General features: G+C 36.6%; 19 protein-coding genes, 1 tRNA gene and 2 pseudogenes. 12 read left to right on the top strand and 10 right to left on the bottom strand.

Features of this window, described 5'->3' with window-relative positions:
- Nucleotides 1-290: 290 nt before the first annotated feature.
- From H6F45_RS12505 to H6F45_RS12495, 3 genes and pseudogenes are all read right to left on the bottom strand, one after another.
- Nucleotides 291-542, bottom strand: a pseudogene (locus tag H6F45_RS12505) (YqiA/YcfP family alpha/beta fold hydrolase); the annotation flags it as partial.
- A gap of 212 nt (nt 543-754) precedes the next feature.
- Nucleotides 755-1213: pseudogene (locus tag H6F45_RS12500) on the bottom strand (YqiA/YcfP family alpha/beta fold hydrolase); the annotation flags it as partial.
- A gap of 104 nt (nt 1214-1317) precedes the next feature.
- Nucleotides 1318-2136, bottom strand: coding sequence for a sulfurtransferase (locus H6F45_RS12495; protein WP_096567457.1), 819 nt, complete (start codon nt 2134-2136; stop codon nt 1318-1320).
- 103 nt (nt 2137-2239) lie between these two features.
- Here H6F45_RS12495 and H6F45_RS12490 point away from each other — a divergent pair, with 103 nt between their 5' ends.
- Complete coding sequence (locus H6F45_RS12490) at nt 2240-3151, top strand: MnmC family methyltransferase (protein WP_096567455.1); 912 nt, start codon at nt 2240-2242, stop codon at nt 3149-3151.
- Between the two features lie 260 nt (nt 3152-3411).
- On the opposite strand, the gene H6F45_RS12485 is transcribed toward H6F45_RS12490, so the two are convergent.
- Together H6F45_RS12485 and H6F45_RS12480 are read right to left on the bottom strand one after the other, a co-directional pair.
- Complete coding sequence (locus tag H6F45_RS12485) at nt 3412-4485, bottom strand: serine/threonine-protein kinase (RefSeq protein WP_190347329.1); 1074 nt, start codon at nt 4483-4485, stop codon at nt 3412-3414.
- A gap of 151 nt (nt 4486-4636) precedes the next feature.
- A complete protein-coding gene (locus H6F45_RS12480; protein ID WP_096567453.1) occupies nt 4637-5539 on the bottom strand; it encodes an alpha/beta fold hydrolase in 903 nt (300 codons plus the stop codon).
- A 255-nt stretch (nt 5540-5794) separates the two neighbouring features.
- Here H6F45_RS12480 and H6F45_RS12475 point away from each other — a divergent pair, with 255 nt between their 5' ends.
- Nucleotides 5795-7210 carry an S-layer homology domain-containing protein gene (locus tag H6F45_RS12475; protein ID WP_347237731.1) on the top strand — a complete coding sequence of 472 codons (1416 nt, stop codon included), beginning with the start codon at nt 5795-5797 and terminating at the stop codon, nt 7208-7210.
- A gap of 13 nt (nt 7211-7223) precedes the next feature.
- Nucleotides 7224-7583, top strand: a complete 360-nt coding sequence (locus H6F45_RS12470; RefSeq protein WP_096572651.1) for an S-adenosylmethionine decarboxylase — start codon at nt 7224-7226, stop codon at nt 7581-7583.
- A 26-nt stretch (nt 7584-7609) separates the two neighbouring features.
- Here H6F45_RS12470 and H6F45_RS12465 read toward each other — a convergent pair whose 3' ends face one another.
- The 5 genes from H6F45_RS12465 to H6F45_RS12445 all read right to left on the bottom strand — a co-directional run bounded on the left by H6F45_RS12465 (nt 7610) and on the right by H6F45_RS12445 (nt 12320).
- Nucleotides 7610-7930, bottom strand: coding sequence for a hypothetical protein (locus tag H6F45_RS12465; protein ID WP_228051682.1), 321 nt, complete (start codon nt 7928-7930; stop codon nt 7610-7612).
- 1 nt (nt 7931) lies between these two features.
- The gene (locus tag H6F45_RS12460; RefSeq protein ID WP_242052608.1) at nt 7932-8993 is read right to left on the bottom strand and encodes a peptidoglycan bridge formation glycyltransferase FemA/FemB family protein; all 1062 of its coding nucleotides are present in this window, start codon (nt 8991-8993) and stop codon (nt 7932-7934) included.
- A 2-nt stretch (nt 8994-8995) separates the two neighbouring features.
- A complete protein-coding gene (locus tag H6F45_RS12455) occupies nt 8996-10438 on the bottom strand; it encodes a spermine synthase (protein WP_190347327.1) in 1443 nt (480 codons plus the stop codon).
- Between the two features lie 7 nt (nt 10439-10445).
- Entirely contained in the window at nt 10446-11096 is a 651-nt protein-coding gene (locus H6F45_RS12450) for a DUF4178 domain-containing protein (protein WP_190347326.1), read from the bottom strand.
- 216 nt (nt 11097-11312) lie between these two features.
- Nucleotides 11313-12320, bottom strand: a complete 1008-nt coding sequence (locus H6F45_RS12445; RefSeq protein ID WP_190347325.1) for a mechanosensitive ion channel family protein — start codon at nt 12318-12320, stop codon at nt 11313-11315.
- 404 nt (nt 12321-12724) lie between these two features.
- On the opposite strand from H6F45_RS12445, the gene H6F45_RS12440 reads away from it, so the two are divergent.
- The 9 genes from H6F45_RS12440 to H6F45_RS12400 all read left to right on the top strand — a co-directional run bounded on the left by H6F45_RS12440 (nt 12725) and on the right by H6F45_RS12400 (nt 26123).
- Complete coding sequence (locus H6F45_RS12440; protein WP_096567444.1) at nt 12725-13642, top strand: histone deacetylase; 918 nt, start codon at nt 12725-12727, stop codon at nt 13640-13642.
- 55 nt (nt 13643-13697) lie between these two features.
- Nucleotides 13698-18026: an AAA domain-containing protein gene (locus H6F45_RS12435; RefSeq protein WP_190347324.1), complete on the top strand. Its 4329-nt coding sequence runs from the start codon at nt 13698-13700 to the stop codon at nt 18024-18026.
- Complete coding sequence (locus H6F45_RS12430) at nt 18007-18855, top strand: hypothetical protein (RefSeq protein ID WP_199291066.1); 849 nt, start codon at nt 18007-18009, stop codon at nt 18853-18855. Before H6F45_RS12435 ends, H6F45_RS12430 begins: the two co-directional genes overlap by 20 nt.
- Nucleotides 18856-19001: 146 nt before the next feature.
- Nucleotides 19002-20144 (top strand): glutamate--cysteine ligase, encoded by a 1143-nt coding sequence (gene gshA, locus H6F45_RS12425; RefSeq protein WP_137666312.1) that lies wholly within the window; start codon nt 19002-19004, stop codon nt 20142-20144.
- A gap of 268 nt (nt 20145-20412) precedes the next feature.
- Entirely contained in the window at nt 20413-20874 is a 462-nt protein-coding gene (locus tag H6F45_RS12420; protein ID WP_096567441.1) for a tRNA (cytidine(34)-2'-O)-methyltransferase, read from the top strand.
- Nucleotides 20875-21684: 810 nt separating this feature from the next.
- Nucleotides 21685-24051 (top strand): peptidoglycan DD-metalloendopeptidase family protein, encoded by a 2367-nt coding sequence (locus H6F45_RS12415; protein ID WP_347237730.1) that lies wholly within the window; start codon nt 21685-21687, stop codon nt 24049-24051.
- Nucleotides 24052-24311: 260 nt separating this feature from the next.
- Nucleotides 24312-24385, top strand: a tRNA-Met gene (locus tag H6F45_RS12410).
- A gap of 472 nt (nt 24386-24857) precedes the next feature.
- Nucleotides 24858-25823 carry an AAA family ATPase gene (locus tag H6F45_RS12405; protein WP_199301809.1) on the top strand — a complete coding sequence of 322 codons (966 nt, stop codon included), beginning with the start codon at nt 24858-24860 and terminating at the stop codon, nt 25821-25823.
- Nucleotides 25824-25976: 153 nt separating this feature from the next.
- Nucleotides 25977-26123, top strand: a complete 147-nt coding sequence (locus H6F45_RS12400) for a hypothetical protein (protein WP_236104184.1) — start codon at nt 25977-25979, stop codon at nt 26121-26123.
- The last annotated feature ends 62 nt before the right edge of the window (nt 26124-26185 follow it).

Genomic DNA, 26185 nt, shown 5'->3' with positions numbered 1-26185 from the left:
AGGAGGCAGGAGGCAGGAGTCAGAAGTTCAGGAGGCAAGAAGTAATGTAAGGTTTGCTGAAAAAGTCTTCTCGTGAGGGCAAGGAGTCAGGAGGGAGAATTAGAAGTAGCCAAGAATGACTGATTTGGAAATAAAAGTGATCAGTTTTTGATGGTTTTAGTGTCTATTCCTTGCAGCTTTTTCACCTTTTTTACACCTGAATCCCTTGATTTATCGTGGTTTTATATTTATTCAGCAAACCCTAATATATTATTCTCCCCAGTCACCAGTCACCAGTCACCAGTTACCAGTTACCAGTCACCATTCCCCAGTTTGCAGAATGAGCGAATGGCTTGCCAAATCTTATCAGTTACATTTGCCAAGGTGTGATCGCTATCCAATTCTATTAATTCTACCCAAGGACGCGATCGCGCAAAATCTCGACTAGCTTGAATAGGAATAACTTCATCTTGTTTGCCATGTAAAATCAGGGTAGGAATGGGACATTGTAACAAGTTTTCCTGGTATTTGGCAGCATCTGTGACGAAATTATAACTTAGGGGTTGCTGAGAAAGTCTTTCCGTGAGGGCATAGGAGTCAGGAGTCAGGAGTCAGGAGTCAGGAGGAGATTTGAAAATTTCTTTGCCATCTCTTGAAATCCCCAAAAATGCACACTTTTTCCGGTATACCCTTCAAAACCCTTGCACTAATTTCTGTGTTTATCAGCCTCTAACCTTTGATATATCAAGGTTTTAGGTTTATTCAGCAAACCCTAACTTAAAGGTAATTCTCTTCCTTCCCCATAGTGATAAACAAAGCAATATTGTTCTTGATGCCAACGTTTGATTTTTTCTGCTCCTAAAGAGGGCAACCAATGGTATAAAAATCCAAAAGCTGGTGCTAGTAACACTAAGCGTTGCACTTGTGGGTTTTGTTCTGCCAAATGAGCAGATGTTAAACCACCTAAACTAGAACCAATCAGCGTTACAGGTATGGATGGATCAGGAAATTCAGCGGTTCGGCTTACTTCGGCTCCGCTCAGTACAGGTCGCTCACCATAAAATTTAACCTGATGTAATTGACGGGTAATGGTGAGATGGGAAAAATCACCAGCATTTAAATCGGGAATTTTTAACTTGATCTGAATTTGGGTAAAGTGATCGCTCAAATCCTGTGCTTTGGTTGATTTAGGACTGGAAGCAAAGCCATGAAGATAGATGAATGAAGTCATTATTGGCGTTGTTAGTAGAGCGATTGATTTTTCTAGCTAGTTCTTTAGTGTCCAGTCCCCAATCACCTATTCCCTATTCCCTATTCCCTATTCCCTATTCTCTATTTCTAATAACTAATCCAATCACTCCAACTACCTGCATAAAGTTTAGCTGTGGAAATTCCAGCTAGTTCTAAAGAAAGTAAATTGACACAGGCGGTTACACCAGAACCACAATAAACTAAAATTTCTTTAGTAGGTTCTATTTTTTCCCATCGTTGACGTTGTTCTGATTGGGGAAGTAAGAAACCGGAAGCGTCGGTGACTGCTTGCCAAGGATAGTTTACAGCACCGGGAATATGACCAGCTATTTTATCGGTTGGTTCTCGTTCTCCACGATAGCGATCGCCATCTCTTGAATCTACTAAAACTACATCTGGACTATCTTTGAAATTTTTAACATAAGTATAGTCTACAACTTTTTCTTCATTTAACTGAGGGGTAAAAGTTCCCATTTTAGGTGCTGGAATTACATCTGTAATAGGATAACCAGCTTTTTGCCAACCAGCAAAACCACCATCTAAAACAGCTACTTGTTCATGTCCTAAATAACGCAATAACCACCACAAACGAGATGCAAAAGCCAAACGTGAATCATCGTAAGCGACTACTAAAGTTTTTTGGTATATTACCCCAATTTTTGCTAATTTATCTGCTAAATCATTGGGGTTAGGTAAAGGATGTCTTCCCCCATGTTCAGCGACAGGGCTAGATAAATCCTGATTTAAATCTAAATAGTAAGCTCCTGGAATATGACTTGTTTGATATTGGTTTTGTCCTAATTGTGGATCAGCCAAAGAAAAGCGACAATCAATAATGACTACTTGGGAATCATTAAGATGGGTAAATAGCCATTCGGGAGAAACAACAAATTGATGATTAATCATAGGTGACAGGTGACAGGTGACAGGTGACAGAAGGAAGGTTATTTTTGCTCACCCAGTATCCTAACTGCTGAATGATGAATATTGAAATGAGGTAACGAGAAAAATGTCAGATACAAATAATTTTACACTTCAATCGACAAAAGATGGTTCTTTTACTTTTTTTTCTCCAGAATTTAATGAAGCTTTTCACAGTAATTATGGAGCAAAACAAGAGAGCTATCTAAAATTTGCAGTTCCCACTCAAGTACAGAAAGTAGCCAGGAAAGGAATAGTAAAAATTTTAGATGTTTGTTATGGACTAGGATACAATACAGCGGCTGCTTTGGAAGTAATTTGGCAAGAAAATCCTACTTGTATAGTGGAAGTTATTGGTTTAGAAATAAATCCTGAAGTTCCCAAAGCAGCGATGAGCCAGGATATATTTAATGATTGGGATGATGAGTATAGAACTATTTTAAACGAACTGGCATTTAAGCACTATTGTCAAACAAATCGCTTACAAGCCAAATTACTGATAGGTGATGCTAGAAAATTAATTCAAGAAGTAGGTAAATCAGGTTTTTTAGCAGATGCTATTTTTCTTGATCCCTTTTCACCACCCCATTGTCCCCAATTATGGACTGTGGAATTTATACAAAAATTAACGCAGTGTTTACACAGAGATGGGTTATTAGCGACTTATTCCTGTGCTGCTGCTGTACGCACTGCACTTTTAGCGGCTAAGTTGGTAATAGGTTCTACCGCACCTGTAGGAAGACGCACTCCTGGTACTATTGGAGCATATCCCGATGGGGTAAATGACACTTCGACAAGCTCAGTGCATCGCATTACAGGGATTTATCCCCTTTCAGTAGCCGAAAAAGAACATTTACAAACTCGTGCTGCTATTCCTTATCGAGATCCTTCTTTAAGTGATACTGGTGAGTTAATATTAAGCAGAAGGCGACAAGAACAAGAAACGAGTCCCTTAGAAACAACTTCAAAATGGCGCAAACGATGGCTAGGAAAGGGTTAATATTTGACACTTCGACAAGCTCAGTGCATCGCAATTGCCCGTCAACAGACTAGAAGCCTGTTTTACTTCTTGATCATGGGTATATTATTTCAGAACTTGAATTTCAACGCAAGGCAAGTAATATTTTAAGAGTAATATTTTAAGGAACCTAAAACAATTACAAAAGATTCATTCATAAGCTATTAATTGCTTGGTTGAGAATCAGTTAATAACTTTTACCCATGTTTTTTTGTAATAAATAAACGATTATAGATTTTAAATTACTTGACTGAATAATTATTATTTTTACTACTATTCACTTCTATTAAATTCGGCTTTAACTCGACATTAGAATTTACAGCATTACCTAGTTGAGAAATCATCAAATTTGAGCCTAGACCTAATAAAATTCCCGTCACACTTAAACCCAGCATAGCTATAATTTTTTGTTGATTTATTGCAATCCAAAAAATATCTAATATCTGATCTGATATTGTACCAGAACCCATCACCGGAATAGGTATTAGTGCTGCTAAAGCATCCGCAGCATTAGCATAACGATATTTACGATTTGGTGCAACCATTTTCTTTAACCATGAACAAAAACTTGGACTGATATCAGGAAGTAATTCCTGAAAATTAAAGCGATATTTATCATCCATTAATTTACCAATATCCGCAGATCGACTATTTGTCAACAAGCAAATTAATGTTACACCTAAACTATATAAATCAGATGCTGCTGTTAAAGGATATCCAAATTCTGCTTCTGGGGGAATAAACCCCGGAGTACCAGCAACCAATGTACTCAAAACTGCTTTTTTATCCTGTGTCTTTGCTAAACCAAAATCTACTAAATAAGCTTGTAATTGCTGGTCTAATAAAATATTATCTGGCTTGATATCTCGATGAATAATTTTAGGTTTTTGTTCTTGTAGATAAACTAAAATATCTAAAATTGATAAAGCAATTTCCTTTATTTCTTGGGGATGAAAGCAGCGGCTCAAACCTAATGATGGAGCATTTTTATATTCTTGGACTAAATAGAAACATCCTGGTGTTTCAAAAGAATTTATATAACGAGGAATGCGGGGATGATTTAATCTTTGTAAAAACTGCATTTCCCTTTCATAAGCTTTCACTCCATACCAGTCAGCAGTTGTATTTGCAAAACAAAATTCCTTAATTACTACTTGTTTTTGAGAGTTGATATGATTAGCTAAATAAGTAATGCGTCCTCCTTCTGAGTTTCTGCCTAATTCTCGAATTACTTGATAGCCAAATGCCGAAAAATCTGGATAATTTTTGCAGAATTTTATCTTTTTGTATCCATGATTTACATTAAACTCTATCATAAAATACACACAAGTTTTGTTTTGACAAAACAAAATCATAAAATACATTTTCAAAAATTTTCCTCAGTTGACATAGGAATGAGTAAAAGGTAATCTACGTGCTTCACAAATTACCCATTACCCATTACCAATTCCAGATAGTTTTGATGTTTTACCCTACGGACTTCCAGTTTTTCTGTGCTAACCAGTCAATAATTGCAGTGTTGACAATATCTGGTACTTCATCATGGGGACAATGACCGGCGTTAGGAATAGGCACAATTTGAATATCTTTACCATTGTTACCCGCCTCTTCGTAAATTTTAGCGCCGGTAATTGGAGTCCAAGGATCATTAGCACCCCAAATTACTAATAAAGGCCATTTTAACTGCGGTAATAGTTCTTCGGGAGCAGGTCCTGGAGGTGCGGTGAGAATGGAAGCAAAAACTTGTTGCGCTCCTGGATCGCAAGATGGTGTATAAAGTAAATCAACAAGTTCATCTGTTACAGCATTGCGATCGCAATATACTTGATACAATGTGCGGCGAATTTGTGATTTTTGGCGAATGCGGTTAAAAACGAATTTTCCTGTGACTGGGTTAGCTACCAACTTGTTAAACGTAGCCATGAAAACCCTTAAAACCGGGTTTAATTCATGGGGACGATGACTCAAACCACCAGCAGAATTTATTAATACTCCCCCAGCAGCAATTTCAGGATGTTCTGTGAGAATTATTAAACTCAACAGTGCGCCAATGGAATTTCCTATAAATATAGCCGGTGTTTGAATGTGTGCATCATAAAAATCTTTTAACAGTTCTACCCACACTTCCATGCTATAACTCACGGTCGCTTTGTCCGAACCACCAAAACCTAGTAAGTCTAAAGCAAACACCCGATAACCAGCATTGGCTAAAACAGCTATATTTTTGCGCCAGTGTCCTATAGAAGCACCAAAACCGTGAATGAGTACCAAGGGTTGACCTGTACCCATCACAGTATATTGAATTTTATAATCTTGCCAAGTCCAAACTTGTTTTTCTATGGTTTGTAAATTCTGGGTTGTAATCGTCATTCGTTAAGATTCCTAAAGTATTGTTTCTTTATGCTAATCCTCCTGGCATTCTAGACAAAACATGAGCGAAAAAACTACATAAGATGTACACTAGCACCTGTAACTTTCACGTAGCATCAAAATCACTAGCAAATCTTACTTACGCCGTGATCTAATGTCAGATAAAATACTATGATTTTAAGTAGATTAACTAATTCTAGGAAAGTCCTGATAGCGTCAGTTTCTCTCATAGCCTTGTCGCCAATACATTCTACCTTGGCTCCATCTCAACTATCTGCTGTATCTGTTACAATCCCATCAACAATCAATGATCAGCAGCTTTTAGCACAAGAAACTACTCAAGCAGAAGAAACATCAACTCCTACTGCTTCTGCCAGGAGAGAAAAGTCAGGATTTACTTTATATATCTGGCAACCAGGTGGTAAAATATCAGAAGTAATTGCCCGGATATCTATTAAAGGGAAATATGGTGATAAATATCTCAAAGAAAGATTTCTAGGCGATTACAAATATAAAATTAAGCAGAAAGCCAAATTTGTGAACGGTTTTAAATTGGGCGATCGCATTGTTGTCCGATTGTATGATACTAAAAACCGTTTTATTGGCTACACAGAATTTGCTTGTTTACCTGATCATACAGCAGTAAACCTGATTTTACCAGCCAAACCAAGCGAAAATCCCGTAGTTCGCGTTTTTTATGGTGTTGATAATAACGAAGATGGCATCGTTGACAGAGATGCAGCTATCAAATATGACTATTTCACAGAACTCAAAAACCAAAAAGTTACCTTCCTCACCAGTTCCGAAAATATCGACATTACTCCATACCAAGCAGCGGGTTTTGCTAACGTTGCTCAAACAAGCGTTTATCCTGCAACCTTTAGTGAAGGCGAGTTTGCCTTAGCAGGTAAAACCATTAGCGTCTATGATCCTAAATTAGCACCAGCCCTATTATCTATTCCTGGCAGTTTGGTAAAGTTAACCCAACTCGGTAACAACTCCACATTTCAACTTCACGAGTTATTGGGTAAATATCGCTCAGTGGGTGTAGCTCAAGGTATTCGAGTCAACTTTTCTGATATTCCCAAAGATTACTGGGCTAAGGATTATATCGCCGAATTGGCAGCAATGGAAATCATTGATGGCTATCCTGATGGTACATTTCGCCCTAACGCCCCAGTTACTCGCGCCCAACTAGCAGCCCTCTTGCAAAAGACATTTATTAAAAGTAAAGTACGAAAAGCTATAAATTTTCGAGATGTTCCTCCAGATTATTGGGCTTATAATGCTATTCGTGAAAGTTACGAAATGGGTTTTTTCACAGTTGTTAACAGCAGAAGCTTTAACCCCACACAAAAACTGAAACGTCTCGATGTTTTAATTACCTTAGCAAAAGGATTGAATTATAAATTTAGCGGTTCTACAAAAGATATTTTGTCTATTTATAATGATGCTTCCACTATCAGAAGCGAACACCGCGAATTTATTGCCGCAATGACAGAAAATGGCGTAATTGTCAACTATCCCAATGTAAAATTATTAAACGGTGACAAGCAAGCTACCAGAGCCGAAGTTAGTGCCTTGTTATATAGGTCTATGGTAAGTGCAGGTGAAACTGCTGATTTTGCTTCCAAATATACAGTTAAACCTGTTAGAAAAGGTGACAGGTGACAGTGAGGTAAAAGTGATTAAGTCACACCATTTTTCTGCCATCTTACCAGTAAATAAAACAGTATTTAATTGGCAGAAAACAGATTTTATAGAAGTGTTAAAAAATGCTGCTGATACTGCTGAATTAACTGTCATAGGTGAAGTGAGTTTTGCATTTCAACCCCAAGGAGTATCAGCAGTGATTTTATTAGCCGAATCTCATATAGCGTTACACTTTTGGCCAGAGGAAAGTAAAGTTACTATTGATATTCATATCTGTGATTATCAAAAGGATAATTTACAAAAAGCGCAATTTTTAACACAGATAATCACACAAGAATTTAGTAATTGTGAATATCTCAAGAATTGGCATTATTTATCTGTTAGTGGATAGCATTCCCTATTCCCTATTCCCTATTTTTAAAAACACCAACCACTTAAAAAAGATGCAGCAATATAAGCAAAAGCTTCTATTAAACCTGCACCCACATTAGGAATTTCTTGGTTAACAATTTCATCGGAAATTTTCACACCGGGAACTAAAATTAAATCTGCTAACCAGCGAATACCAACTAAAGAAAGCAAGCAAAATACTAAGATTAAACCATATTGGGTAAAACTAACTAACCAATTTGTAAACTCTGGATAAAAAGCCACCCTAACTATATTACCAGTAGCAATTAATAAACCTGCTAACGCTACTCCTGCTGCGGGGTTATTTTTGATAATTATTTCATTCATTTTAACCCAATGACAACTTTTGCAATAAACTAATTAATGTATCTGCTAATTGGTCATAAAAAAAGTAATCATGAGCGCCAATTGTTTTAATATGTTTACCTCCAAATTGACTTTTAAATTGGGAAAATTTGGCATAACCATGATTAGGATCACGGGTAAAACCATAAAAATCATAAACTTGACAACCGCAAATTTTTGCCCTTTGGATAGCTTGCCAATGTAAGCCATAATTTGCCATTACTTGTTTATATAATAAGTTTCTGCCACCATATAAATAAGTTGCTGTATAACCACAATATACTACTAAAATTGCTGCTATTATTTCTCCATTCCAACTAGCTAAACCAATTTCTGCCATATTTTCTTTAAATAACGTTTGACAGAGATTGATAAAAAACCTGTAGGGTTCACCAAAAAATTCTTGACGTTCGACAGTTTCCCAAAATAAATTATAAAATAAAGGAATAGTTTGGGAATCATTACTAAATTCAATTTTTACCCCATAACGTTGACTAATACGAATATTGTAACGCCCTTTAGGTTTCATAGATGCTAGAATTTCATCTGTACTTGGGCGTAAATCAATTAATAAAGTTTCACAGGGTAATAAGTCAGCAGGTGCGCGAACAAAATCTTGAAGATAATCAGGTTTTTCCTGCCATAATGGTTCAATACGAAGAGCAACTGCACCCTGTTTTCTGGCTAAAGTTTCTCCTTTTTCTAACAATAACTGCATCCCTATTTCTGAAGTATTTTCTGGTAATATTGGTCCACCAGAAGTAAATAATAAATTGGCTTTATTAGTGTGGGGGTATAAATAATAAATACACCCACCCACTAAATCATTATTTTCTGAAAATAATCCATAACGAAAAGTTTTATAACCTTCTATTTCTTTAAAATCAGCCCAACTTGTAGTTTGCATAAAGCAACCCTTGGGAGTAGATTTAACTAACAAATTCCAAGCTGTTTTTTCTGAAGCTTGTAATTCTCTGACTGTTAAAGATAAGTTATTTTTCTCTGCTATGGTTGGGTGATAATTATTAACATTCATAATATTCATCTTTAATTATTTCGCATTCTCTTAATAATGCTATATATCCAGTAACTACTAAAGCAAGTGAATATAAAACCTACCCATTTACTATCACCAGTACCATCGTTATAACTACTGCTACTGCTACGACTACCATAATATGAGCCTTTAGCAAATACTGAATCTGGTGCTACTAGATTAGTCATTAACAACGTTATAGACAACAAAGTAATCAATTCAACCATTTTAGGGTTTAACGTGCCTAAAGGCTGATTATATTTAATTTTATCAGCAAAAGTCCTCAATTCACTAGCAATTTGTGGTGGTAATTCCTGCACTCTAGTTAGTAAACTATTGAGTAATTTGTTAACGTCTATTTCTGATAATAATCCTTGGAGATTATCTAACCAATATGTTGTCATCTTTGGTTCGTGATAGGGATGACGTACTGGTACAAATTGATTAATATTTGGTAAGTCTTTGTCTGCATTAGGAGCAGCATAAATATTTTGTAGCCAAAACTTAGCTACAGATTCCAAATCTAAGGAATTAATATTTTCTATTTCGGCGTTGAACTGTTCATTAATATCTAAAAAATCCACATATTCACCAGAATTTAATAGGATATCTTCTGGGTTTGATGGATGATTCAAAAGATAATAAAATAACCGTTCGTTTTCCAGTGTGTGAATAGTTACTTTATGCCGATATGCTGCTATTTTTTGTTCAAATTTAAAGACAGGGAGTAAATTTTCACGGGTTAAATAATTTAAATTATTTGGGAAATCAATGTTTTCAATTTCTGTCCTCAAAATTCTTTGTGTTGAACCTAAAAAGAAACCCCAATCACCATAATCATGGTTACAAAATGAGGGAATTTGAATTTGTAAGGGTTTAGTTGCAAAATTCACTGATAGCAAAGTTTGATACAAACACCAAAAAGCGTGAGTATCATAATTTGGTGAAACTCCGTTAACAGCTACTATTCCAGAAGGAATTAAAATGCGATTAACTTCTTGAAACCATTCCTGACTATAGATTTTTGCATCTTCAGCCGATTTAGGACAAGTGAAATCACAAATTACAACATGATAATAATCATCAACTAATTGTCTGACAAATCCAAAGGCTTCTTGAGTGTATACTGTAACTTTTTCATGTTCTAAACTGCCTAAATTATAAGGTTTAAATACTGTGTTTGCTAATTCGATAACATCTGGATTATAGTCTACTAAATCAATGTTTTTTACCTGAGCAAAACGCAGTAAATCTCTAGCAGCTAATCCATCACCACCACCACAAATCAAAACCCGTAAATCTGTATCAGTAAATCTTTGGATGGCTAAAGATACAGCAGGAATTACTAAATTTTCATGATAAATTGCCTCATCAGCACTATCAAACTGTAAATCTCCATTGATATAAAAGGCAATACGATGATCATAGTTTTCAATAAATAAGGAAATAGACATAGAAACTTTACCCAAATATCATTAAAAATATACCGATGGACAAAAATATGAGCGCAATTATTAATTCAATTATTAACTCAGGTTTCCACCTCAATACCTGGCGTTCCGAACTTACACCTTTTTGAATATTATGAAATTCTTCAGGCTTGACTATTTTGGTTGAGTAAATCTCTAATTGTAGATTGGGAAAAGATTCTATTGCTAAATTTACACAATGGTCTTTATCCCAATAATCCCAAGTAATGCGAGATTTTGTTTTCCCTTCAGAATCATAACTTCCTTCAGTTTGTGAATCGAAATAATAGGATTTATAGAAAAGTTTTAGTTCTGGATAAGGGGTATTTAATACTTGCATTTCTTTCCATAATGTAGTTAGTTGTAGTGGGTTTTTGGGAAAATCTGGAGTATATAAAGACACATTCTGTAATTGATTGGAAATATACCAAGTTACAGAGTTAATTTCTTCGCTGGGGTCATATTCTCGCAATAAGTAATATTCCGAACCACCGGAGGAGACTAACAACCATTCCTCGGTTTGATAACCTTGAGGATCTTGGTAGGTGCTGTAATCTTTTATATCCCAGTCTACACCAGAATATCTCACGCGATCGCCCGGACGCAAGGCATGAACTTGAGTTTCAATACTAACTGTATACATACAGGTTTAACTATGATTAACTGTAACTTTCACAACCGAGTTGAGAGTTACATTACTATATGATCTATTTCTCGTTTTTTGCTAGAAAATTTTAAATCACTTTACAAAATAGAGTTTTACCCTGTTTCCTCTAACTGTATAAACTAAATCTGATGAAAATGGCATCTTTTTCGGGTTTAGCATTGCTAAAACCATAGCAAATTATATGCAATTATATTAAATGCCATGTGTATAAACGTATTGAATTGGAAAAGGAATTTCAATTCCTTCTTGTTGATAGCGTTTGTGTAACTTCTTCACCAACAAATGTTTACCAATGCGCTGGTCAAAATATTCACTGACTCGCATATAAAGAGTATAATCTATGCTAAAATCATTGAAAGTGTGAAACCTCAGATAAGGTTCGATTTGAATTAATTCTGGTGCAATTTCTTGCATAACTTCTTTAGCGACTTCTATAGTCACTTTTTCCACCAATTCCAAATCACTATCATAACTAACACCCACATTCATAGTTAAAGTAATTTCTTTTGCAGGTAGATGATAATTAGTAAAAATTGCCGAAGCCAACTTAGAATTAGGAACAATAATCACATTATTAGAAATTTCCTTGATTGTGGTATTTCGCCAAGTAATATCTGTGACATAACCTTGATGACCATCATCTAATTTAACATAATCCCCTGCTCTTACCTGCTTAGAAATAACTAAATAAAAACCAGAAAATAAATTAGCTAAGGTGTCTTGTAGAGCTAAACCAACAGCTAAACCTCCAATTCCCAAGGTGGTAACTATGGGAGTAATTTCAATACCCACAGTTTGCAAAAGAATTAATGTTCCCAAAACTAAAACAATTGTTTTAGCTAAATTAGAAAGCAGGGATGTAGAAACTCCCTCGGTACGTTGGACAAATAAATTGACAAAACCGGCAGTCAGTCTAGCTAAAACTAAAGTTACAGAATATAATAAAATTATGGTGATGATTTTTTGCAGAACATTAGCAATACCTGGTTTAACAGGAGAACTAAGAATAGCCCAAAAAAAACCTGCCAAAACAAACCAAATAAAGGTCATTCTGTGCAGTGATTGAAATATAATCTCACTCCCAGGAATTTGCCGCTTAATAACAAAGCTTTTAATTCTATTAAAAATAACTTTTTCACCAATTATGCCAGTCAGAAAGCCAACTAGAATAAATATAAGAGGTATAATCCATTGCATCATAGTTATATTTGATAGTGAATTGACAACTGGAAATTACAAGAGTCAAGATTGAGAATGATCGTTAAATCAGGAATATAGCTAGAAGCGAAAAGCTGAATGCTGACCTGAAAATTAGGATATCAACAATTAGCAAATTAAACTCGCTAAGTTTTTCCAGAGAAATTGATGTATAATGATCATCCGAGCAAAAATATGTGATACATTATAGCAATGATAAGTAATTGATGATATGTTTACTAAAATCCGATTTCTACCTAAAAAAAGGTGACTTTTATTACTTTGAAAAACACAAATAAATTAATTGTTTTCTGATGACAATCTAGCTGGAGACTGATTTTTGAGACTTAATCCTCAGTATCAGTAGTAGTTAACCTCAAAATTTATTGGTGTACTTCACCTAAGTAATGGATCTACCAATTATTTACCATCAAGATTATATTGCACCTCTGCCGCTTGGACATCGCTTCCCCATGTCGAAATTTAGACAACTGTATGAATTGCTGTTAGCTGACAGGGTAGCATATCCAGAACAGTTTCACACTCCTGAATGTCCACCGCAAGAATTAATAGAATTAGTCCACACCAAAAGTTATGTACAAGCTTACTGCGAAGGAACATTAGAAGCAAAAGCACAAAGACGCATTGGTTTACCTTGGAGTCCAGCTTTAGTAAATCGTACCTGTGTAGCAGTAGGTGGAACAATATTAACGGCTAAATTAGCATTAAACCAAGGTTTAGCTTGTAATACTGCTGGTGGAACACATCACGCTTTTCCTAATTATGGATCTGGTTTTTGTATTTTTAATGATTTAGCAATTGCTACTCGCGTTTTACAAAAATTAGGACTTGCTAAAAAGATGTTAATTGTTGACTTAGACGTACATCAAGGAGATGGAACAGCGTTTATATTTGAAAATGATCACAGCGTTTTTACATTTTCCATGCACTGCGAAATTAACTTCCCTAGCACCAAACAAACAAGTGATTTAGATGTACCATTACCACTAGGAATGGAAGACGATGCTTATTTACAAACCCTAGCTAATTACCTACCAGACTTGCTAACAGAAATTAAGCCAGATATAGTATTGTATGACGCTGGAGTCGACACCCATATAGATGATAAACTAGGAAAATTATCTCTCACAGACACTGGAATTTTTCGACGAGAAATGCAGGTTTTAACCACCTGCGTTAGTGCTGGTTATCCAGTAGCTTGTGTTATTGGCGGTGGTTATGCAGATGATATTAAATCTCTTGTTTGGAGACATTCTTTATTACATCGAGCCGCCAGTCAGGTTTATCACCAGTTTCATCTTTAAAACTATATCTAACCTTATTCCTCTTGGTGTGAAATCAAAAACAATCAGGACATCCATGCAACAGAAATTAGTGAAAATAAACAATTCAGAAACCTTTGGCTATAGCTTATTAAATTCCACAATTGATAACTTAATTCGTAGCTTTGAAGGACAACAAGCAGTTACATCATATTCCAACTTTCGAGAAAAAAAAGAACGCGCTCATGAATTGATTTTTGAATGTATAGGTAAAAAAACTTGCCTATTTTATCTTCGCCGTCAAGGTAAGGGAAAAGATACAGGAGAAGAAATTTGGGATTTAACCATTGCTACAGATGACAGTGAGTTTCAACTACCCAAAAGATTGAAAGAACTAAATAAAACTTTAGGATTGAGAGCCGCAGTGAAAAAAAATGGTACTGGTGGTTTAAAAATTCTCTCAGTTTATTTATTACCACTATCAAGAGGAAGAATTGACGCTTATGCTTTACCATTACCATTGCAGTTAGTTCCTAATTATTATGAGCCTATAAATATTTCTCCCAAGAGATTGGCACAAATAAATAAAATGCCAATATGCGGTAATCATATACCCACCGAAGACCAACTACAAGCATGGAAAGCTTTTTTGAAAATTGAAGAACGTATTGCTAAAGCCAGACAATTTTGTGTCAAATTTTTCCACTCCGAATATGACTGCCAACAAAAAGAAATCGCCTTAAAAATTGATATTAACTCAGCCACCCTTGATGGTGATGAAGAGAATTATTTAGATGTAGAAAACTTTTGGGAACGGGTAAAACAGGCAAAAAATCAAGATATCAAATTTTCTGATTCTGTACCTACTGAAATAACTCGTCGCACTAGTCGTCAATTAGGAAATATTGAAAAAATTGACCACAGAAATAATCTTATTTACATCAGGCTTGAGCGGGAATTAGTAGAATATATAGCATCGGAAAATTATCAAATACCAACAAAAGGATACTTATTTTTTGATGCTGCTGGTGATATTAAACAAATTAAGCGTAAAGAAAAAGCATTAGAACAATTAAAACAAGGACGGACACAAAACCCATATTTAGGAGATTTCTTATTTGACGCTTCCCAAGCCAGACCTATTCAAAAAACTGTTAAACTAAAACCACAAGATTTGTTATTATCTGCTGCAAATTCAGGTCAAAAAGCATCTGTAGAAAAGGTAATAGCCGCAGAAGATTTAGTTTTGATTCAAGGTCCACCAGGAACAGGTAAAACGACTGTAATTGCCGAAATTTGCTATCAAATAGCTTTGCGTGGTGGTCGCACATTAATTACTTCCCAAGCTAATTTAGCAGTTGATAATGCTTTAAGTCGCTTAGTTCACAACCCAGTTATCCGCGCTGTCAGAAAAGGAAAAGCTGAAAAAGTTGGAGAAGAAGGACAAGGATTTTTAGAAGACCAAGTAATTAACAGATGGTTAGAAAATACTGCTAATGACTGTGAAAATAATCTCAATCAACACAGAGAAAATATACAAATTCTTCAGCAGCTATTAACAACATCGAAAAGATTTACAGATTACTTAAAATTAGTGGAAAAAGTCAATCATAAACAAAAGAAATTAAAAGATGAAAAGATAAAGTTAGAGAATGTTTACAGAACTCAAGAAACTGTCTATCATGAATTGCTTGAGCATAAAAATGAAATTGAATCTTTAATTAATGGGGTGAAAGATATTATCAATAAACCACAAAATATCAATTGGGATGATCCAGAAATTAAAGATTTTTTACCCCGTTTGCAACCTTATATATTAGAAAATAATCTAGTAGGAGATTTTCGGGAAAAAGTCAATCAAGCTATTAAGTATACCGATGAACTGGGGGTTATTTGTCCTGTGCGTGGTGCATTCGGTTTAGCTGTCTGGTTGCGGGAAACTATAGCCAAGGAAATTGCCGGATTTCAATCAACATTCACCTATGCTTATGATGCAACTATCGCTATGTCAGACTTAGCAAAATTAGTACAGGGTTTCCAAAAAAAATCAGCCTATTTACATCAGTTACAAACAGAGTATCAAAAGTCTATTAATCAGGATCACAAGCTACAACCAACCATTCAAAATTGGGAAAACCGTAAACGAGAAATTGATTATATTATCGCAGCAGTTAAAGAGTGGAAAACTACAGCGTATTCCCATCTTTACCAAGTTTTGAAAAATTGCCAGCAATCTGATTTATTATTGACTGAAGAAATGCTGCATTTACCACTGGGTTTATTGATGTTTGCTAAAAACTTAAACTTGCCAATCTTACCAAAGAATTACCAAATTAAATTACCAGAATGGGAATTACTAATCAAAGCATTGTCTTATGAAATTGATGGTAATTTTAGTGACAGAAGGGGTAAAAAGCATAATTTTAGCTATTTTATGCAGCAAAATTTTAGTCAAATTCTCTTATTCTTGGAAAAGAGCGATCGCCAAAAATGGCAAGCAACATATCAACAGTTTCAAAAGTATCAATTACTCACTACAAAACAACGTCAATTATTAGTTGAAAATGCCCAGAGTTTTTTAATTCAACTGCAACAAACCTACAGTGCATCTTATGAATTAAATAACCTGGATTCTACTTTAGCTAGAATTACCCAAGAATTATTAGATACAATTCTTGCTAATGCTCGTCAATGTGTTCTCAAATTAAAAACAGAAGCAGAGCAACAACTTAATAATTTGCACAAACAACAACAGTTAAATCAACCTCCAAATAATCAAATTACCCAAGAACAAATATTAGCAACTCAAACTCAGGTAGAAAAAGCCAGTCAAGATGCTAATTTACTGCTGGAAAGAGTTGTAAAAATTTTGGAACAGCTGAATAAACAACCACAGCTACCTGTAAAATTACGAAATCTCACACAACAATATTTAGCAAAACAAGCAAATATTTGGGAACAGCATCAGGAATTTGAGAAACAAGTGCAGCTTTGGGAAACTTGCATAACTCATCTGGATGATTTAAATTCCTCCTTAGATGCTTTCTCAGTATTCGAGAATATTCAAGAATCTTTAAAAGAGGAACTAGTAAAAATAAATAAAACCAGCAAAAACTCTTTACAAAAACTTGAAAAAGCAAAAATTAAATTAAATGAAATAGAAGAAAAATTAAAATCCCATATCTCCAATGATTTAATCATAGAAAAAAATTGCTGCGAGATGACTTGGCAACAAATACCCGATCAATTTAAACCTCAGCCCAAAACCACAGAAACAGATTTCTTGAATTTGGAATTTTTGCAGCAGATAAAACAACAATTTGATCTTTGGCAACAACAACTACAAAATGAAGAAGATTATTTGCGGAAATATCAAAACTTTGTCCAAGATTGGATTACCAAACTACGTCAACCTTCAGAAAGAGATAGTAACGATTTAAGACAAATTTATTTAGATAACGCTAACGTCGTTGGTATCACCTGCGTGCAAGCTGCAAATTACAACTTCTCGGAAGAATTTAAATATTTTGATGTTGTCATTATTGATGAAGTAAGTAAATGTACACCTCCAGAATTAGTTATCCCCGCATTGAAAGCCAAAAAATTAGTCATGGTAGGAGATCACCGACAACTACCACCAATGCTAGAAATTGACACAATAGAAGAAGTCGCAGAAACAATGGGACATTCTAGAGAAGAAATGGGATTTCTCGAAGAATCCTTATTTAAATTTCAGTTTGAAAATGCCGATAATAGCATTAAACAAATGCTCAATACCCAATATCGAATGCACCCCAATATTATGGGAGCAATCAATCAGTTTTATGATGGTAAATTAGAATGTGGCATTTTAGAACCAGATAGCAAACGCGCCCATAATTTAGCAGGTGAAATCATTAAACCAGAACATCATTTACTGTGGGTGACAACGCCTAGAGAAGATGAATTTGCAGAAGAAAAATTAGGAACATCATTTTTTAATCCCCAAGAAGTAGATGTCATTGAAAAAATCTGTCAAGATTTTGAAAATGCTTGGCGTTCTAGAGTTGCTAATGGTGAACCTAAAAAAGAAATAGCAGTTATTACATTTTATGGCGCTCAACTGCGAAAAATAGATGAACGTTTACAACCGGAACTTTTTCCATCCTTGCACATTAGAACAGGTACAGTTGATAGATTTCAAGGTATGGAAAGACCAGTTGTAATTGTGAGTATGGTGCGGAATAATCCTTTAGGAGATGTGGGATTTGCTAAAAAACCAGAAAGGGTAAACGTCGCTTTTTCTCGCGCTCAAGAATTATTAGTAATTGTTGGTTGTCACGATTTATTTACCAGCAACTCTGGTAAAGTTGGTCGAATGTATTCAGAAGTAGCAAATCTCGCCACTCGTCATGGAGGTTTTATTGATGTTTCCTGGTTCTGTTGATAGAAATATTGATCCGCATCTCAAAAATATAGTCACCGAAATTGAAACAGAAAATCCCCAATTATCAGTTTTTGCAGCCCGTCAATTTCGCTATAGTTTGCGTAAAAATACCTTAGAATTAACAGTTAAAGAACCACGTCCATTTAATGTCATGGAAGAGTTTATCATCCGTGCTGGACTGGAATTTGAACCCCCACCAACAGGAGATGAATTAGCATCTATCCTGGGACTTGATCCTGTATTTGTTCACAGTACAATTTCCACACTTCAATCATTACAAACTTTGGCATTGAAATCACCTATTACCGTTACCCCAGAAGGACAATTATTTTATGAAAAAGGTACAGTACCACTGCCGGCTTATACAGTGGAAATTTATGCAGTTACCGATTTTTTAGAAGGTAAACTTACCTGTAAAAACGAAGATTTAAATAATGATGTCTCTATGAAATTACCTGATTTAGCCAACTTGGTGAAAATAGAACATATAAATATTGATATCTCTATTTTACCTTTGGAAAGAATACAGCAGATTATTCAAAACTCAGGATTAACATTTCATGTACCAGAAGCAGGAAAAATAGTCACTGCTTTTAAGGTGATTCAACCTACACAAATTATTTGGAAAAATATATCTCTTTTGGTGATTTTCGATGGTATAGCTGACAAATTTAAAATTCAAATTCGTAGCGGTAAGCGCATATCAGAAGCAGCATCAACTAGGGTAACTTCCTTATTAAATGAAGGCAGAATTTCCTTAGCAGCATTATGTGATTTATCTGATGCAACAATCAATTCTGCAAGAGCAAAAATAATGAGTAATTCATAATTGGGTAATAGGTAATAAGTAATTCGTAATTATAAATTACTACCCAATCACCAATCACCAATCCCCAATCCCCAATCACCAGATGCAAAAAATCGTTAAATTTGATACAATTTATCAAAATTAGGAGAGCCAAGGAGCAAAATAAAGTGGTCTTAACGAAAGGCTTTGAAATTGAGATGTATACTGGCACACCTCAAGGTGAAATAGTTGGTCTCTCCGACCAAATTGTTGCGGATTTACAGGGATTTATGCGAGAGCCAGATAGCCGCAACGTAGAATACATCACTAAAGCTTCCACCAGTTACGAAAATCAATTGTGTGGTTTATTGCGCCCACGTCAGCAGTTACGGAAATATTTGCAGCGGTTAAACAATTACACATTGATACCAGGGAGTACCCTGTCCTTGGGAAGAAGCGATCGCTTTTACCGTTCTGACCTCACTAACCCTTATCATGACTACATTGAGCAAACCTACGGGACAAAAGTTGTCACCGCCAGCGTACATATTAATATTGGCATTCCCGATCCAGAAATATTAATGCGTGCCTGTCGGATTATCCGTATAGAAGCGCCACTTTTCCTTGCCCTAAGCGCCTCATCACCATTTTTAGATGGTAAAGCCACAGGTTATCATTCTACCCGTTGGGGACTCTTCCCCCAAACTCCCAGTCATGTACCTCTATTTGCCAGTCATGACCATCATATTCAATGGGTGGAAGCACAGTTAAAAGCTAGAACAATGCAAAATGTCCGACATTTGTGGACATCAGTTAGACCAAATGGCGATCGCCGTCCTTATGATTTAAATCGCTTAGAATTGCGAATTTGTGATTTAGTCACAGATCCTATTTTCTTATTAGCAATTACAGCCTTATTAGAAGCGCGGTTATTGCAAATCATTGACAACCCCAATATTGACCCCTTAACCCAAAGCAGTTTCTCACCTGAAGAACTAATTAATATAACCGCTAAAAATGAAATGGCAGCAGCCACATCCAGTCTTGATGCCCAATTGCAACATTGGCAAGATGGTAGTACCATACTCGCCAGAGATTGGATTAACCAGCTATATCAAGAAGTTTGGGGCATAGCCAAACAACAAGGCTTCGGTTGTTTCCTGTCTCCCTTACAGAAAATTCTCCGTGAAGGCAACGAAGCCCAACAATGGTTACAGTTACACAAACTTGGTGTCGATGCCCAGCAAGTCATTAAACAAGCCATCATTGCCACCCAAGAACGGGAACAAGAACTAGAAAGCAAATTATTTTGTTCCTCTGTCATGGCTTAGTGGGGACTGGTGACTAGTAACTGGGTTAACCTCCCTTTCTTCCCCTGCTGCCCCTGCCTCCTGCCTCCTGCCTCCTGCCTCCTGCCTCCTTGGCCTTATTTGTTTTAAAAATCTAATGTGTCCCTAGTGGTTAATGCCTATTAACAAAACCTATATATCGTCTATATGTGTTTTTAGGTATATTTTCTCTGATATACTCATAAACCCCAGTGCCTTCCTTGGTTTCTACTGGATTTTGACTTTTAACTTTTAACTTTTGACTTGTCTTATGCCCCAGGTAGTTTTAGTTAACCCGCAAATTCCTCCAAATACAGGCAATATTGCCCGTACTTGTGCCGCTACAGGGACAGAATTGCATTTGGTGGGTCCATTAGGGTTTGAAATTAGCGATCGCTACCTCAAAAGAGCAGGTTTAGATTACTGGCCTTACGTCAAACTGCACTATCACGAATCCCCAGAAGCATTCCAAATCATCCATCAACAGCGTGGAGGCAGATTGTTAGGGTTTAGCGTTCGTGGCAGTTTTAACTATATTAACTACCAGTATCAAACCGATGATTGGTTATTGTTTGGCAGTGAAACCACAGGTTTACCGCCAGATGTTCTCAATGTCTGTCACTCTACCCTCTACATACCCATGCACGAACCCGGCGTTCGCAGCTTGAATCTATCCGTAAGTGTGGCTATTGGCTTGTTTGAATGCCGACGACAGTTAGGGTATCTACAATAGTTAGCTAGGTTTTACTTATAAAGACTGAATCAGTTAGGAAAGAAGCAAATTCTCCACTTAACTGTTTAAGTATTATTACTAAAACAAGATTTAGATGTAGCAACATTTATATACTAAATCAACCTAGATAAAAAAAATTGCTGAGTCCAAAGATAGTCATATAAGAAATTTGTATAGAAACTTTGATTCCAAACCAAGAGACAATGATAGATTTTAGTGAATTGAAATTTTATCTCTGTCAGAGGTAAAATCATCAAAGCATTTACTGTCAAGCATCTTAGCTATTTGTATTATGAAATACAATCGACCATATCAGAAACTGCGGCGGATTTGTACGGTTGTTTTTTAGGAAATAAAAGCCGTAAAGTCTCCTGTTGATAAGACTGATTAGATAAAAAAACTTAGAAAATATCTACAGCAGGAACATCGTTTTTTTCAAAGTTGCAGCAGAGCAAATGCTAACAGCGATAGTGAACGGGATCAAAGCTATCAGATTTGTCCAGTCCCCGCTTTGAAAGCATGAGCATCAGGCATAACTGTCAAGAGCGAAAAATCCTGGGTTTTGTGAGGAGTGAAAACAGACAATTCAACGCAAAAATCTTAAGGTTGACTAACAAGTGTGAACTTGTCTAAATCAGAGAAGCAGGTTAATCTTGCCTAAGTATCTCTGGTAAATGTGATCTTGATCTATCGTTTGATGTGATCTCAAATTATGGATTAATATCCAACAGAAAAATCAAGATCAGTTAAGCGAAGCGTGATCATAGGAGGTCGTCTTTGAAACGAGCATTGAAAAAGAGAGTAAAGGCTGTGTTAAACAATACTCCCAACAGCGATGGTGTCCTGATCGAGCCGTCAAATGAGACAATTCACAAAACAAACCGCCGGGCGGGAACCCAAGCCGCGATGATTGGCTTGGCAATCTCAATGGGCGCAACCAGCCTTTTGGTGACTCGACAAAGCGATCAAGCCCAAGCAGCCGCGCCTGTTGGCAGTCAAAAAGCAGCCTCAACAATTCCTGCTGCTTCTGACACTGAGATAAAATTTGCGGCCACAAAGCTGGAGTCCCAAGCCGTCCCTTCAGCGAGCGTGCCTGAAAATCCTGTCATTGTCGGGGAACCAACAGCAGTTTCGCAAATGCCTGGGCTTGAAGCTAAATGGCCAGTTGCAGCCAAGGAAATGGCTGTACAAATTCAAACATCAGAAGCTAACAAAAATGCTGTCTACTTGCAACCCCAAGTAGAGCAGGGATTGAATAACAACTCAGTTCAATCTCGGTTACAAACAGAAAAACCACTGTCCCAGACAGAATCGCAATTTTCTCAAAATCAGGGTGTTGCTGATTCTCTATCCCCAGTCGTAATAGTAGAATCAGCAAACCCAGTTAGCAATGATGTTAATGCACAACTAAAAGCGCAGCAAGAGTTCGCACTCAATCGCTTACAGGAAAAATCCAACCGTTTAAGAAATAGTCTTGCCCAGTTGCGGCCTGATGAGACAAATAAGTTCTCAGAAGCTGGTATTGAGGTAGCACAACCAACAACTGTAGCTGATAACAGCTTGCCAGTACAGTCGTCAGAGGTGATAGATGCTAACCAAGCCGACCTAATATCCAGGTTAAAACAGGATAAACAAACAAGTGCGCCAGTGCAGAAAGCATTGACACCTGCACCCGCACCCGCAGTTGTCGCGCAATTAGCAACGACAACCTACGAAGTTAAACCCGGAGACACATTAGCCGAGATTGCTGATAATTACGGGACTTCTGTTTCCGATATCATCAAAGCTAATAATCTCGATGATCCCAACCAGCTGCAAATCAGTCAAAAACTGATTATTCCCACAGCTAAAGCAGAGCGTACCAGTTATACTCAGCCAACTGTAGCAATCAGTCCTACTTTCATCCGGCCTAGCAGCAATCCCAAACTTGCTGTTTCTCCGCTGAGTAAACCTGATCCAGAAGCTAATCTACCTCTGATTCCACAGTCACCAGTGGAAAGCAACAATAACAGTGTTGCCATTCCCGTACCTGTAGTCAAACAGTCACCAGTGGAAAGCAACAATAACAGTGTTGCCATTCCCGTACCTGTAGTCAAACAGTCACCAGTCGCTAGGAACAACAGCAGTGTTGCTATTCCCGTACCTTTAGCTGGGAATCAACTGCCGCCAACCCCAGAAACTGAATTCACTGCTCCTAATTCCTTGGCAGTGGGAGGTGATAATTCACAACTGGATATTGCGACAGAAACACAAACAGAGCAACAACTACCTCAAAAAACAGCAAAGCTCAAAGGTCCTGAGCGTATCCGCAGCTTGCAAGCCGAAATTGAAAGACTAAGGGAAAAATACCGCGCTCAAAAGTCTGGTGTAACTGTGGCTAACGTGGATGAAACTGAAAATACACCAGTCCCCGTTGTGGTGGAGAAAGCCAATAATCAAACAAATTTTCCAGTTAATGCTCAACTGAATGCGGTATCAATTTCTGTACCCAAGCCGATACAACCAGGCTATAGTCAACAACCGGTTAAGCCCTTGGTAAGTGCGGCTCGACCCAATAATGAGCCAATTAACCCCCAATTCATATCAAGGCAAACAGCTTTACCTGGTAACTCCTCTGGTAGTTCTTCTAGCATTAGGTTAAACGTACCTACCGCTGGTGTCAACTCTAGTGACTCCTTGGGTAACTTGCGCGGAACCAGAGTATCCCCAGCTTTACCACCTTTGGCAGCAGTAGATTTATATCTGCCCAAATCTGTTGAAGAAACTACAGAGCCTTCCTCTTCCACGGCGCATATTTGGCCTGCTAAGGGTGTGCTTACCTCTGGCTATGGCTGGCGCTGGGGTAGAATGCACAGAGGTATTGATATTGCTAACGGCGTGGGTACACCAATTTACGCCTCGTCTGCCGGTAGGGTAGAAAGAGCAGGTTGGAACAACGGTGGTTATGGACTCTTGGTTGATATCCGCCATGCTGATGGCAGCTTGACCCGCTATGCTCACAACAGCCGGATTTTAGTGCAAGTAGGTCAAGAAGTGGAACAAGGACAAATCATTGCAGCGATGGGTAGCACTGGTTTTAGCACAGGATCCCACATCCATTTTGAAGTTCACCCCGCAGGTAAGGGCGCAGTTAACCCCATTGCTTTCTTGCCATCACGGACACAGGCACGCCTGTAAATACTTGGCTGCTGGTTAATTTAGTAATTGTCTTGTTTGTGGAGGGAGTTTGACTCCCTCTTTTATTTTGGAAATATAGCAGGAGGCAGGAGGCAGGAGGCAGGAGTAAAACCGTTTTGTAGTAAGAGGTTCATTATTATATTGATGTCCTAACTACTCTGTCTACGGCTATATGGAAGAAAAAATTTGGCAAAAATTTGTTTTGGTCATTGCCACAGCCAAAATAGTGTGCTATATTAATTAATGTTGATGAAACGTTTGGCTCAGTAGCTCAGTTGGTTAGAGCACGGGACTCATAAGCCTGGGGTCGTTGGTTCAAATCCGACCTGAGCCATTTTTAAAAGAATAAATATAGTCAAGCCAGAATTGGTTATTTGCTAAATTAAACCTGATTTTCAGGCTTTCTTTTAGCATTGATATAGTTTAACCAGTGCTAGTTAGGGTTTGCTGAATAAACCTAAAACCTTGATATATCAAAGGTTAGAGGCTGATAAACACAGAAATTAGTGCAAGGGTTTTGAAGGGTATACCGGAAAAAGTGTGCATTTTTTGGGATTTCAAGAGATGGCAAAGAAATTTTCAAATCTCCTCCTGACTCCTGACTCCTGACTCCTGACTCCTATGCCATCACGGAAAGACTTTCTCAGCAACCCCTAGTTAATAGTGTTTTGATTTAGTTTAATAACAGAAATAGATACGGGTTCAATTATTACAAATGTTGTGAGCGTATTAAGTTAGAAATAATTTACTTAGGCTATACTAAGTAATACAGATTTTCCAATGAGACATTTACCAAAATAATTACAATGGTTCAGAAAATCGCCTTATTTAATCATAAAGGTGGTGTTAGCAAAACTACCACTACCTTTAACTTAGGTTGGATGCTTGCAGCAAAAGGCAAGAGAGTAATACTTGTGGATACAGATCCTCAATGTAATCTGACAGGGATGGCTTTAAAAGAAGAAACAGAAGAAGATGAAGCGAGAATAGAAAATATCTACAATACACATTCTAATATTAAAACAGGTTTAGCACCTGCTTTTGAATCTCAACCAAGAGCTATTGAAGCAGTAGATTGTATACCCATACAAGGACAAGAAGGATTATTTTTATTACCAGGCCATGTGGGTTTTGGTGAATATGAAGTAACATTAGGTATTGCACAGGAGCTAAGTGGTTCAATTCAGACTTTAAAAAATTTACCAGGTGCAATTTATGATTTATTAGAAAAGACTGCGAGTAAATTTAACGCTGACTACATTTTAATTGATATGAGTTCCAGTTTAGGATCTATCAATCAAAATTTATTAATGATTAGCGATTTTTTCTTAGTTCCCACAACTGCCGATTTCTTTTCCGTCATGGCTATAGATTCTTTAGCTAGAATTTTACCAAAATGGTGTGCTTGGGCAAGAAAAGCCAGTGAAAATCCTATATTAAAGGAAGCTAATTATCCATTTCCTGAATTTAGATTGAAATTTTTAGGAACTATAGTTCAAAACTATAGAATTATTAGGGGTAAAGAAACCACAGCATTTCAAATATGGATAGCAAAAATTGAAAATACAGTTAATCATAAGTTAAAACCAATTCTAGAAATAAATAATTTGTTGTTGCCTAATCAGGTATATGCTGAACAGGGAATGAATGTTAATTTGACCATGACAAAAATATCTAATTTCAATAGTCTAATTGCCCTATCTCAAGAACATTCTACATCTATTTATGCTTTAACATCTGAACAGTTAAAACAGTATGGTAGAGTATTATAAGCTAATCAAAGAAAGCAACAAGAATTTAAAACAACGTTTTTCAATTTAGCAGATAAAATTATTGCCTTATCATCGAGTTATGCAGTCAGCACTTGATCAATTTCGGATTAGTATTCAGCGTGTTCGGGATTTAATTTCTCATTAAATTCTATCGTGTATCGTAGAAATAAAATTGCTCATGAAGCAGATATAGATCCTACCTTTGGGTTAGGAAATCGCTGGCCTATAGATGAATTGATGGTTGGTGATGCAGTAGATTTTATTGAACCAGTCGTTGAGAGTATTCATCAAATTTTATAATCTTAGATAAATCCAGATCCCCGAATTATCAAATAGATTAATAATTTATTGAGATGATTAAA

The sequence above is a fragment of the Sphaerospermopsis sp. FACHB-1194 genome, assembly GCF_014696235.1.
Lineage (GTDB): Bacteria > Cyanobacteriota > Cyanobacteriia > Cyanobacteriales > Nostocaceae > Sphaerospermopsis > Sphaerospermopsis kisseleviana.
Note: the sequence above shows the minus strand (reverse complement) of the source record. Positions and strands in the feature narration are given on the sequence as shown.

What these genes read in the sequence shown, in the direction of transcription:
- H6F45_RS12455 (WP_190347327.1), bottom strand. Translation starts at nt 10,438, where the DNA reads ATGTCTATTTCCTTATTTATTGAAAACTATGATCATCGTATTGCCTTT.
- H6F45_RS12485 (WP_190347329.1), bottom strand. Translation starts at nt 4,485, where the DNA reads ATGATAGAGTTTAATGTAAATCATGGATACAAAAAGATAAAATTCTGC.
- H6F45_RS12435 (WP_190347324.1), top strand. Translation starts at nt 13,698, where the DNA reads ATGCAACAGAAATTAGTGAAAATAAACAATTCAGAAACCTTTGGCTAT.
- H6F45_RS12430 (WP_199291066.1), top strand. Translation starts at nt 18,007, where the DNA reads ATGTTTCCTGGTTCTGTTGATAGAAATATTGATCCGCATCTCAAAAAT.
- H6F45_RS12465 (WP_228051682.1), bottom strand. Translation starts at nt 7,930, where the DNA reads ATGAATGAAATAATTATCAAAAATAACCCCGCAGCAGGAGTAGCGTTA.
- H6F45_RS12440 (WP_096567444.1), top strand. Translation starts at nt 12,725, where the DNA reads ATGGATCTACCAATTATTTACCATCAAGATTATATTGCACCTCTGCCG.
- H6F45_RS12495 (WP_096567457.1), bottom strand. Translation starts at nt 2,136, where the DNA reads ATGATTAATCATCAATTTGTTGTTTCTCCCGAATGGCTATTTACCCAT.
- H6F45_RS12460 (WP_242052608.1), bottom strand. Translation starts at nt 8,993, where the DNA reads ATGAATATTATGAATGTTAATAATTATCACCCAACCATAGCAGAGAAA.
- H6F45_RS12405 (WP_199301809.1), top strand. Translation starts at nt 24,858, where the DNA reads ATGGTTCAGAAAATCGCCTTATTTAATCATAAAGGTGGTGTTAGCAAA.
- H6F45_RS12445 (WP_190347325.1), bottom strand. Translation starts at nt 12,320, where the DNA reads ATGATGCAATGGATTATACCTCTTATATTTATTCTAGTTGGCTTTCTG.
- H6F45_RS12420 (WP_096567441.1), top strand. Translation starts at nt 20,413, where the DNA reads ATGCCCCAGGTAGTTTTAGTTAACCCGCAAATTCCTCCAAATACAGGC.
- H6F45_RS12480 (WP_096567453.1), bottom strand. Translation starts at nt 5,539, where the DNA reads ATGACGATTACAACCCAGAATTTACAAACCATAGAAAAACAAGTTTGG.
- H6F45_RS12490 (WP_096567455.1), top strand. Translation starts at nt 2,240, where the DNA reads ATGTCAGATACAAATAATTTTACACTTCAATCGACAAAAGATGGTTCT.
- H6F45_RS12450 (WP_190347326.1), bottom strand. Translation starts at nt 11,096, where the DNA reads ATGTATACAGTTAGTATTGAAACTCAAGTTCATGCCTTGCGTCCGGGC.